This is a genomic window from Streptomyces sp. BR123 (genome assembly GCF_013401435.1).
Taxonomy (GTDB): Bacteria; Actinomycetota; Actinomycetes; order Streptomycetales; family Streptomycetaceae; genus Streptomyces.
Genome location: NZ_JACBGN010000577.1, coordinates 1 through 1,658, shown reverse-complemented (window position 1 = coordinate 1,658; position 1,658 = coordinate 1). Strand labels below are relative to the sequence as shown.

Genomic DNA, 1,658 nt, shown 5'->3' with positions numbered 1-1,658 from the left:
CCGCCCCTTCCCGAAACCGGGGACCCAGCCCCCGGACCCCGGGACGGGCGCTCCGCGCCCGCGCGCCCGAACGCCGCGCCGGCTGGAATGCCGCTCTCCGGCATCCGAGGCGAAGCCCCGCGAAGCAGCCGCGTGTGGACCGTGCTCACCCCGCTGCGCGCTTCCCGGGGCAGAGCCACGGGAACGCGCTCCGCGCCCGCGCGGGCCGGCACCCCGCGGCCCGGCACCTGGGGCGGAGCCCCGGATGGAGGTGCCGCGCGGGCGGGGCTTGCCCTGCCGTGCGGGGTCCGGGGCGGAGCCCCGGGAAACGGCGAAGGGGCGGGGCGGGGAGTGCTCCGCGCAGCGGCCCGCACCCGCCGCACCGGCACACACCCGCACACCCGGCCGCAGCCACACACCCAGTCACAGCCGCAGCAGCCGCCACACACCCGGTCGCAGCAGCAGCACACCCGTACACGAGGAGTGAGCACATGAGCACGCCCTATCCGTTCACCGCGGTGGTCGGTCAGTCCGACCTTCGGCTGGCGCTGCTGCTCAACGCCGTGAGCCCGGCGGTCGGCGGCGTACTCGTGCGCGGCGAAAAGGGCACGGCCAAGTCGACCGCGGTGCGTGCGCTGACCGCGCTGCTGCCGCAGGTGGACGTGGTCCCCGGCTGCCGGTTCTCCTGCGCGCCCGCCGCACCCGACCCGGGCTGCCCGGACGGCCCGCACGGGTCCGGGGCCTCGGCCGAGCGCCCCGCCCGGATGGTGGAGCTGCCGGTCGGCGCCTCCGAGGACCGGCTGGTCGGTGCGCTCGACATCGAACGGGCCCTCGCCGACGGGGTGAAGGCCTTCGAGCCCGGACTGCTGGCCGACGCGCACCGCGGCATTCTCTACGTCGACGAGGTCAACCTCCTCCACGACCATCTGGTCGACGTACTGCTCGACGCCGCAGCGATGGGCGCCTCGTACGTGGAGCGGGAGGGCGTGTCCGTCCGGCACGCCGCCCGGTTCCTGCTCGTCGGCACCATGAACCCGGAGGAGGGCGAGCTGCGGCCGCAGCTGCTCGACCGGTTCGGGCTGACCGTGGAGGTGGCCGCCTCCCGGGAGCCGGAGCAGCGGGTCGAGGTGGTCCGGCGCAGGCTCGCGTACGAGGACGACCCGACCGCCTTCGCCGCCCGCTGGGCAGACGACGAGGCCGGGGTGCGGTCCCGGGTGGCGGCTGCGCGGGCCCTGCTGCCGGAGGTCCGGCTGGACGACAACGCTCTGCTGATGATCGCGGCGGTCTGTGCCGCCTTCGAGGTGGACGGCATGCGTGCCGACATCGTGATGGCCCGCACGGCGACCGCACTGGCCGCCTGGGCCGGGCGTACGGCGGTGCTCAAGGAGGACGTGCGGCAGGCCGCCCTGCTGGCCCTCCCCCACCGCCGGCGCCGGAACCCCTTCGACGCTCCGGGGCTGGACGAGGCCAAGCTCGACGAGATCCTGGACGGCTTCGCCGACGAGGAGCCCGACCCCGACCCCGACCCGGAGCCGGGTCCCGAGGGTCCGGACGACGACGGCGGCGGCCCTGACGGCGGCGGGGTTCCCCCGCAGGGCGGGCCCGGGGCTCCCGAGGCGGCCGAGGAGGCAGCCGACGAGTCGTCCGACGCCCCCGATGCCCCGCAGACCCCGGACGCC

The 1,658-nt window shown here is 76.5% G+C and carries 1 protein-coding gene; it reads left to right on the top strand.

All coding sequences use genetic code 11. The features are described 5' to 3' along the window. Positions 1-470 precede the first annotated feature (470 nt). A partial coding sequence (locus HYE82_RS36385; protein ID WP_179178495.1) for an ATP-binding protein occupies positions 471-1,658 on the top strand: 1,188 nt, incomplete at its 3' end.